The sequence below is a fragment of the Sphingomonas antarctica genome (assembly GCF_965137005.1).
In the GTDB taxonomy this organism is placed as follows: domain Bacteria; phylum Pseudomonadota; class Alphaproteobacteria; order Sphingomonadales; family Sphingomonadaceae; genus Sphingomonas_O; species Sphingomonas_O antarctica.
The window spans coordinates 1-8,517 of record NZ_CBCRXM010000026.1 but is presented as its reverse complement, the minus strand read 5'-3'; the positions used below and the strand labels follow the sequence as shown (position 1 = coordinate 8,517).

Here is an 8,517-nt window from a genome sequence, read left to right as displayed (position 1 = left end):
TCTCAACTTCACGCAGCTTCCCGATAATCTCTTCCGGCTTGTGCTTCTTGCTCGGCATTCGTCGTCCCTTTCGTGGTCCAGACTATCATAGTCTCTGGGCCACTCAGCGGGGGGCAGATCAATAACCGGGTTGAAAACAGCCATCTGCCATTCCGACGACGAGAACGCGCGATGCTCAGATTCCGACGAATGAAGACCCTACAGAAGTTCGCCTCAGTCCACGCCAGCGTGTCCAATCACTTCAACACCGAACGCCATCTCGTTGATCGCCAAACCTTCAAAGAACGCCGCTCGGCCGCACTGGCCGAGTGGAAATCGCTCGCCTGCTAGGCGCCAGCCTCAAAGACCCACCTCCATCGTGTGGAGACGAGTTCGCATCCGACTGACACCACCATCAGGCGCAACAAGACCGATACCAACGATGCCCGTGGCATTGCAGAGATCACCCGCAACGGCCGCGACTATCTGACCGAAGTCTATGTGAAGAGCGCGGCTTGCTTCGAGGTGCGTGCCCGGTGTTGTCAGGTTAACTTTCGGGCGCGGCAATAGACGGTGATTCCGTCGTTTCATGCAGCGGCGGCGGACGCGGCGTTCCACTCCACCATAGCGGCAGATCGAAAGTGTTTCATCGTGTTACGGGATATCAGGTGACGCTGGATATTGAATGTGTTGTAGATTGCGCTGTGGGTGGAAACGAAGCGTTGAGCCTGGCCCTGGGACTTGAACCGTTGCATTTTCCGCTCTCGTCTCCGGACCGGCAGGTGCGAGTTCTCCACCCGGTTGTTCTCGCGTAATCGTCCGGGTTTGTGACGAGCCAAGCATCCCAGGTCGCGCAGCGCAGCTGCATATGAGAGCAGGCCATCAGTCACGATTTGGTCCGGCACGAAGCCCTGGCTTTTCAGCAGTTTTCTCAGCAATTTCAGGGCTGCGGCCTTGTTTCGACGTTTCTGCACGAGTACGTCGAGGACCTCGCCTTCCTTATCGACGGCGCGCCACATGAACATCCGTTTGCCGTTGATGCACACGACCATTTCGTCGAGATGCCAGACGCTGTCGGCCCGCCCGCGACGCCTGCGAATATTGGCGGCAATAGCCGCACCGAACTTGTTGGCCCAGCACCGGACGGTCTCGTAGGTCACATCGATCCCGCGTTCGGCGAGCATCTCCTCAACATCGCGCAAGCTCGTGGTGAAACGGAAATACAGCCAGACTGCCAGTCGGATTGTGTCCGCCGGAAAGCGGTGTCGCTTGTAGGAAATCGGTTTCATGCACCCCCTCTAGCCGAGCGAGCGCTGGCTTCGGAGACAAGTTAGCATTAGCCTGACAGCACCTTACCAAGGCCTGATCGGGTATCGCTAGCTCGATCATGACGAAGTCGGCTGGAGCAATCTGGTCGTTTCGTCAACGAGCCAACCTTTCGCCGACAATCCGGCCCTGTGCGAACAATTATCCTCTTTCATTGATATTTGGTTGAACAGTCGAAATGAATCGTCAGCCGACGATCCGCATTGAGCGCAGCTTCAATCGTCAGAAGTGCGGCACCCAGCTCCAAAAAGCGGCCAATGTACCCCGAAACGCGCACGTACGATTGGAAAAGCGCCTGCGAGCATGTGTCTCGTTGGACAGATTTTATTTTGCCGTGCGACGCTGAAGCCAAATAGCTCGGTCGCGCTCGCGTGAGCGCGGCCCGGCAACGATGGCCGGAGGCTCGGCTAACGATCCCAAGATATCCGTAACGATGTCCGCGGTCAGCGGACTCAAGAACTGCAACCCACATGTGTTTCCAGCAACCCAACATACGCGAGCGGTACCGAGCGGATGAAGACACTCGACATCAATTATCGTCTGCGCATGAGGGGAATTGGTCGTGTGAGCTCGAGCGCCGGAGACCGATATGTCCAGGAGGTGGAGAATGAATTCGCTCCCGCCTTCCCGCCATGTTCCTCGCCGAAAGATTTTGTAACGTCGATCGCTCCGCCGAAGGGCGGCCGATCCCAAGCTGCGACTAATTCCTACTTCTCGCACTGCTATTTACCACCGCCGGGTAACTTACCCTTCAACGCATCTTGAGCCGCTTTTGCTGTATCGTCAGCCGCCTTCTTGGCAGCCTTGGAAAGGTCGTCAGCTGCCTTGGCCGCGTCGGCGGCTGCCTTTTTAGCATCCTGAGCGGCGTTGTCCTGTAGCTTTGCCGCTTCGGCGGCCGCATCGGCTGCGGCCTTCTGAGCAGCTTTGGCCGTGTCGTCCGCGTCCTTTGCCGCCTTCTCCGTAGCCGCCTTGGCCGCCTCGCTTGCCGCCTTTGCCGCGTCCTTCGCTGCCTTGTCCGCTGCGGCGTCGGATGCCGCCTTGGTGGCATCTTTCTCGGCCTTGTCGGAAGCTGCTTTGGTCGCGTCTTCGGCCGCTTTGACGGCACGCTTTGCGGCGTCGTCGGCGTCCTTCGCGGCATCCTTAGCTGCCTTGTCGGCATCTTTGCCCGCTTTATCAGCGGCGTCCTTGGCTGTCTTTTCGACGTCCTTGGCTGCCTTGTCCGCCGCATCCGCCGCTGCTTTCGCAGCATCTTTCGCTGCCTTGTCGGCGTCACCGCGAGCCGCATCGGCAGCCGCGTTGGCCGCGTCCGTCAGAGCCTTGGCGGCGTCACGAGCGGCTTTGTCGGCCGCCGCTTGGGCGACGGCGTCGCCTGGCGAGCGTGCAGCAACATCGGCGGCCGCGGTAGCATCGACCGCAGCCTGCGCAGCAGCGGCATCGGCGGCCGACTTGCTCGCCGCCAAAGCGGCGCGCGCTTGCTCCGCCGCGGCCGCGGCATCCGCCGCCTGCTGCGCTTGGTTGGCGGCCGATGCAGCCGCGGCTGAAGCCGCATTGGCGGCGTCTTGTGCAGAGTGATCCGTTGCTGCTTTCGCCGCGTCTTCTGCGGCCTTCGCGGCCAGCGCCGATGCCGCGTCCGCTTCCGATTGAGCGGCTGCTGTTGCGGCCTGCTGAGTTTGTGCCTGGGTCGCCGCGGCTGCCGCAGCCTGCGCGTCTCGTTGCGCCTGCGCTGCCGCAGCAGCGGACGCCGTCGCCTCGGCATCGCTGCGCGCCTTATCGGCTTCTGCCTTCGCCGTCGCGGTTGCCGCTCGGTCCGCTGCCGCCGCAGCATCGGCGGCCGATGACTCTGCCTGCGTCTTGGCTTTGGCGGCAGCATCTGCCGCTTCCGCCTGTTTGCTCGCCGCCACGGCGGCTTCACTTTGGGCCTGCTCCGCCGCTACGGAGGCATTGACCGTTTCGACGGCCTTGACAGCCGATTTCGAAGCTTCGGTCGCCATCAACGTGGCACTGGCAACTGGCGCCATTTCGGCACCTCCGGTCGTCCCGTCAACCATCCCTCCCGTGATATCCTTGAGCGATGCCGGAGCTTCGTAGACAGTAGTCGTGATTGTCGCCTGAGCAACGGGCGTGGCAACTGGCACTGCGGCGGTCGGGGACACAGAAACGGGCGCTGCGGGCGAAACGATGGTCCGCCGTACGCCCTCCGCCTCCACACTCATGCGATAGAGATCGGTGGCGCCAACCATCGCCACCGATCCGGGGCGCAGCAACTCATGTGCGCCGCCATCTTGGGTCGCGACGTCGACGGCGCCCTCGAGCACTTGCACCGAGGCGCCTTCCGGCGTCACCCCGACCGAGAAGGTCGTGCCCTTCACCACAGCCGCGAGATAGGGCGTCTTCACTTCGAAATGGGGCGTCATCTTCTTCTTGATCATGAAGACGACATTGCCGAAGTCTTCGATCATCTGAGTGAAGCCGCCCGGCTTCTCTTCTGCCGGCAAGCGAAGTTGAGAACTACTGGCGACCATCATATATTCAGTGCCGCGCACAAGCACGGCACGCCCGCCGGGGCCAGTGCTCAAAATATCGCCTGCCGAAACAGCCCCGCCGCGCAGTGCGACCTTGGCGACGCCGGCATGGCGGATCTGCACTGGGCCCGAACTCTCGCTGACGACCCAGCCGGGTTCTCCGGCGATGGCGCTAACCGAACAACTCGCAACGAGCGCAGCGATCATATGTTTGCGCACGACACTCTCCATTGGCTTCCGAATGAGCACCGTTGGACTTTCGTGCTTTACCAATGGGTTCCGCCATGCGGTGAACGCGAGCGTAACCACGATATGGCTAACCTTTTGCAAAGGCTTCCGGATTATGCCCGGCGCTTCCCGGGTCTCTGGCAAAGAAAAGGTCGTCTAATGCAAGTCGGCAAGATCCGTTCGATGGCCGGGGCATTGGTGTCGCTCGTGGCGCCGGTTGCGGCCGAGGCTCAGGAACGGCTCAATCAAGCGGATCCATCGATCATTGAACGGGGATTACCGCAAACGCGACCGAAAATGCCGCTCGCGCTCCCAAGCGCGACCCCGTCAGCCAATCTGGTGACCGATACCGCGCCCGCCGGCCCACCGCGGATTGCCAATGCCATCGTCGTCGATGGCGCCCCCCTTATCTCGCGTGCAGTCTTCAGCGATGCGATTTTGCCGTTCATCGGGCGTAATCTGGCGACTCGCGACCTGACTGAGCTGTCGCGCGCCGTAGCGAATGTCGCGCGGTCGCAAGGCTATCCGTTCGCCAGTGCGTCGATCGAGGCACAGGTTATGGCGGGTGGCTTGCTCCGTGTGCATCTCGATGCCGGTAGCCTGTCGGCAGTGCGCGTGATCGGGGCGATCAACCCGGTGGCCGATCACCTGCTGACGCGCGCGCTTGTGAACGGTTCGCCGGTGCGGATCGATCAATTGCAAGGCGCGATCCTGTTGGTTGGCGACCTTCCAGGGGTGACCGTCAAGGACAGCAAATATATCCGTCAAGACGGCTTCGGCATCTTGTTAGTGACGATCGCCCAAGACCCGCTGAGCGCCTATGCCCAGATCGACAATCGCGGCAGCAAAGAAGTCGGGCCGGTTCGGTCGACAGCATTGATCAACGCGCGCGGGGTGTTCGGCGCGGGGGATGAACTCGGCCTCATCGTCGCGCAAACCCCACTGCAATTATCCGAGTTCGGCTTCATCCGTGCCCGCTATAGCGCACCGCTCGGTTATAACGGCACGATCCTGTCGGCGTCGGCATCCTTTGGCCGGACCCACCCGGGGGCGTCACTCGCCGCGCTCGACGTGATCGGCAAAAGCGTTGATGCGGCGGTCAACCTGACCACCCCGATCCTGCGCACGCGCAGACGGAGTTTATGGGGGCAGCTCGAATTTCGCGGCCTGCGCAGCGATCAGACTCTGCTCGCCAGCGAACTGCGCAACGATCGGCTGGCAACGCTGAAGGCCTCGCTCAATGGCTTGGTCGCTATAGGGGACAGTACGTTGCGCGCCGAACTGCGCGCTACGACTGGGTTGCCGTTGCATGGCGTGACACATGAGGGCGCCTTGCGCAGTTCGCGCAGCGACGGCGATGCTCGCTTTGTGACCTTTGGTTTCGACGGCGACTGGACCATGCCATTGATCGGCAACTTGAGTCTGGCGCTCGCCGCGGAGGGCCAGGTCGCGACACGGCCGCTGTTGGCGACAGCAGAGATCGGCGCAGGCGGCCCGGTGTTCGGGCGCGGCTACGACTATGCCGAGCGAACTGGCGATGACGGTATCCTAGGCTCGGGCGAAGTGCGGTACGACGCGGGGCGAGTTGTTCGAGGTGTGATCGACCGGCTGCAGCTCTACACGTCGGTCGATGGCGGGTACGTCACCAATCTGCGCGGCGGCCTCGGCGGAGGCGCGCTGGTCTCGACTGCGTTCGGTCTGCGTGCTGGCCATGGCAAGCTAAGCGGCATGCTCGAAGCCGGCCTGCCGCTGAATAAGGATCGCTTCGACACGGGTAATCGCGAGCCGCGTGTTACATTCCGGCTGTCACGAATCTTCTAATGCTGACGCGGCGACGCTCCAACGTCTTGATCGCCATAGCGATGTTTGTTGTCGGCGTCCTCATTGCGCTGAGCCCGATCGGCGCGGCGTTCGACCGCGCGCTGGGTCCGGCGCGGTTCGGCGTCGCGCATCGCACAGCAAGCGGCCAAGTCGTCATCGTCGAAATGGATGCGCGTAGCGCGGCGACAATCAAGCGTTGGCCCTGGTCGCGTACCAATTACGCCGATGTGGTCGATCATTTGCGTCAAGCCGGCGCAGCGTCGATCGTGTTCGATGTCGACTTTTCAGCAAACTCCGACGCGCCCGGCGATCGTGCGTTCGCGAACGCTTTGCGGCGCGCTCACGGCCTCGTCGCGATGCCCACATTTGGGCAAAGCGCGGACTCAAGCGAACATCGCACAATAGATGCGCTACCGATCGCGCTGTTCCGGCCCTTTGTGGCTCTCGCATCGGTAAGCATCTCTCCCGACGCCGACGGTCAAGTGCGCCTGATGCCGCTCGGCACGATCACCGCCGAAACGCCTCGTCCATCACTTTCCGCTTATATCGCCCAACGCTCCGGCACCGCCGATGCACAGTTCCCGGTCGATATGTCGATCGATCCAAACACAATCCCCCGGCTGAGCTTCGTCGATGTGCAGAACGGTGCGGTAAATCCGTCCAGCGTGCGTGGCCGCAATATTCTTATTGGTGCGACCGCGATCGAAATGGGGGATCGCTATGGGACGCCAAGCTGGGGCGTTATCCCTGGTGTGGTGGTCCAGGCGCTGGCAGCCGAGACGCTGCTTCGCGGCGTTCCCACCGTCGGGAGCATGATCGTTCCGCTGCTGCTTGCAGCGCTGGGCATCGCGCTGATCGTGAGTGTTCGGTCGGGTGAACACATCTTTCTGACGACAGCCGGCGCCAGTTTGAGCCTCAGTACGATCGTGCTCGGTGCACAGCACTGGCTGCTCATTTATTTTCCCCTCGCTGCCTCGTTAGGCGTGATCACGCTGACTGGCGTGGTTTGCGCCCTTCGTGAAATGGCCGATCGATTTCGTACCCAGCGCATCGTCGACGAACTCACCGGTCTCCCGAATATTCGCGCGTTCGAACTCGAGAGGCGCGAAAGCTCGGGTGAAACTATCGTCGTCGCATTGCTTGAGAATTACGAAAGCCTGCTGGCGGTTCTGGGCACGCGTGCGTCGGCGGATGTTGTCATGCGAGTGGCCGATCGCCTTCTGCTCGTCGCGCAGGGAGGTGCGATCTATCGTACGGGTGAAAGACAACTCAGTTTCGCGCTGGCCGCTGACAGTCCGGTAAACGAAAGTCTTGAAGGGTTGCGAGCGATATTGTTGCGCCCCGTCGAAGCCGCCGGGCGGCTGGTCGATATAACTGTTGCGCTTGGTGTCTCGATAGATCCGGCCGCAGGCTGCGAACGCCAACACGCCGATGCGGCGATTGCCGCCGAGCAAGCTGGGCGTGATGGTGTCTTTTGGCAGCTGAGCGATACGCGAAATGAAGACCTGGAGCGTTCGATCTCACTCATGGGCGAACTGGATGCTGCCCTCGAGGCCGGTGAGATCGAAGTCCACTACCAGCCCAAATACAGCCTCCGCGCGGACCGCATCGCAAGCGTCGAAGCGCTGGTTCGATGGCCGCACAAGACCCGCGGTTTCGTCTCGCCGGAAGTCTTTGTGACGCTCGCCGAAAAAACCAACCGCATCGCACCGTTGACGCTCTACGTCTTACAGATCGTCATGAAAGATCTCGCGGTCTGGCGAAATGATCATCGGGACGTCACCGCCGCCGTGAACATTTCGGCGAAGCTTCTTTCGACGGCGTCGTTTAACGCCTCGGTCGAAGACCTGTTGGCGGTGGCAAAGATCCCCGCGACGGCGTTGATCTTCGAGGTGACCGAATCTGCGGCAATGTCCGACCCGGCGGGTGCAGTGGCTGCGCTGCGCCACTACCGTGAGATAGGCATAGCCGTGTCGATGGACGATTATGGCACAGGCCAGTCTACCCTAACATATTTGCGAGAGCTGCCGCTCAACGAGATCAAGATCGACCGAAGCTTTGTGCAACACGCACATCTCAACCGGGCTGACGCGGTGCTGGTTCAATCGACAATCCAGATGGCCCATGATTTGAATTTAAAGGTCGTAGCCGAAGGTATTGAAGACATTGCCTGCCTGCGCTTCCTTCGGTCGTGCGGCTGTGATTTCGCGCAAGGCTATCTGATTAGCAAAGCGGTGCCCGCACACATGCTGATCGCTATGCTAGACCAAAAAGCGAAAATCGCTGCCTGACGCAGAGTCTGCTTGTTCAAAGTCCTCATCGAAAGCCGTCTGTCAGCCAACGGCCCAATTGCGGACGTTGGCTCTGTCAGACCAACGAGGCAGCTGCTAGCCGGCGCGAATGAGCCGCAAAACTCGAGCCAAGCCACCCAGTCCGTTTCGACGATTCAATTCCTCACCGGAGATCATCCGTCTGGTAGTGCTGATGTACGTGCGATTTCCGCTTAGCTTGCGGAACGTCGAGGACCTGCTTCTGTGGTTGCCGCCCGGTGTGCAAGAGGTTTCTGATCCAATGCGCGCGTGATCGAGTGCGGTCTTCTGTAAGGCCTGTGAATGCGACATTATGAAAAGTCGCTGGCCGG

At 61.2% G+C, this 8,517-nt stretch carries 5 protein-coding genes and 1 pseudogene; 3 read left to right on the top strand and 3 right to left on the bottom strand.

Annotation, left to right across the window (positions count from 1 at the left end; translation table 11 throughout):
- Positions 1-108: 108 nt before the first annotated feature.
- Positions 109-330 (top strand): annotated as a pseudogene (locus ACM9ME_RS15090) (DDE-type integrase/transposase/recombinase); the annotation flags it as partial.
- Positions 331-566: 236 nt separating this feature from the next.
- On the opposite strand, the gene ACM9ME_RS15085 reads toward ACM9ME_RS15090, so the two are convergent.
- The 3 genes from ACM9ME_RS15085 to ACM9ME_RS15075 form a co-directional block, all read right to left on the bottom strand.
- Positions 567-1,268, bottom strand: coding sequence for an IS6 family transposase (locus ACM9ME_RS15085; RefSeq protein ID WP_415644284.1), 702 nt, complete (start codon positions 1,266-1,268; stop codon positions 567-569).
- A 361-nt stretch (positions 1,269-1,629) separates the two neighbouring features.
- Positions 1,630-2,025, bottom strand: coding sequence for a PilZ domain-containing protein (locus ACM9ME_RS15080; protein ID WP_415644283.1), 396 nt, complete (start codon positions 2,023-2,025; stop codon positions 1,630-1,632).
- A 2-nt stretch (positions 2,026-2,027) separates the two neighbouring features.
- The gene (locus ACM9ME_RS15075) at positions 2,028-3,827 is read right to left on the bottom strand and encodes a FecR domain-containing protein (protein WP_415644282.1); all 1,800 of its coding nucleotides are present in this window, start codon (positions 3,825-3,827) and stop codon (positions 2,028-2,030) included.
- Here ACM9ME_RS15075 and ACM9ME_RS15070 point away from each other — a divergent pair.
- Both ACM9ME_RS15070 and ACM9ME_RS15065 read left to right on the top strand, forming a co-directional pair.
- Entirely contained in the window at positions 3,708-5,876 is a 2,169-nt protein-coding gene (locus tag ACM9ME_RS15070; RefSeq protein WP_415644281.1) for a ShlB/FhaC/HecB family hemolysin secretion/activation protein, read from the top strand. The genes ACM9ME_RS15075 and ACM9ME_RS15070 overlap by 120 nt on opposite strands.
- On the top strand, positions 5,876-8,167 hold the full coding sequence (locus ACM9ME_RS15065) for an EAL domain-containing protein (protein ID WP_415644280.1): 2,292 nt from the start codon (positions 5,876-5,878) through the stop codon (positions 8,165-8,167). The genes ACM9ME_RS15070 and ACM9ME_RS15065 overlap by 1 nt, the downstream gene beginning before the upstream one ends.
- Positions 8,168-8,517 lie beyond the last annotated feature (350 nt).

Bases quoted from the DNA above. Each gene is read 5' to 3' on its own strand.
- ACM9ME_RS15085 (WP_415644284.1), bottom strand. From the start codon at position 1,268: ATGAAACCGATTTCCTACAAGCGACACCGCTTTCCGGCGGACACAATC.
- ACM9ME_RS15070 (WP_415644281.1), top strand. From the start codon at position 3,708: ATGGGGCGTCATCTTCTTCTTGATCATGAAGACGACATTGCCGAAGTC.
- ACM9ME_RS15075 (WP_415644282.1), bottom strand. From the start codon at position 3,827: ATGGTCGCCAGTAGTTCTCAACTTCGCTTGCCGGCAGAAGAGAAGCCG.
- ACM9ME_RS15065 (WP_415644280.1), top strand. From the start codon at position 5,876: ATGCTGACGCGGCGACGCTCCAACGTCTTGATCGCCATAGCGATGTTT.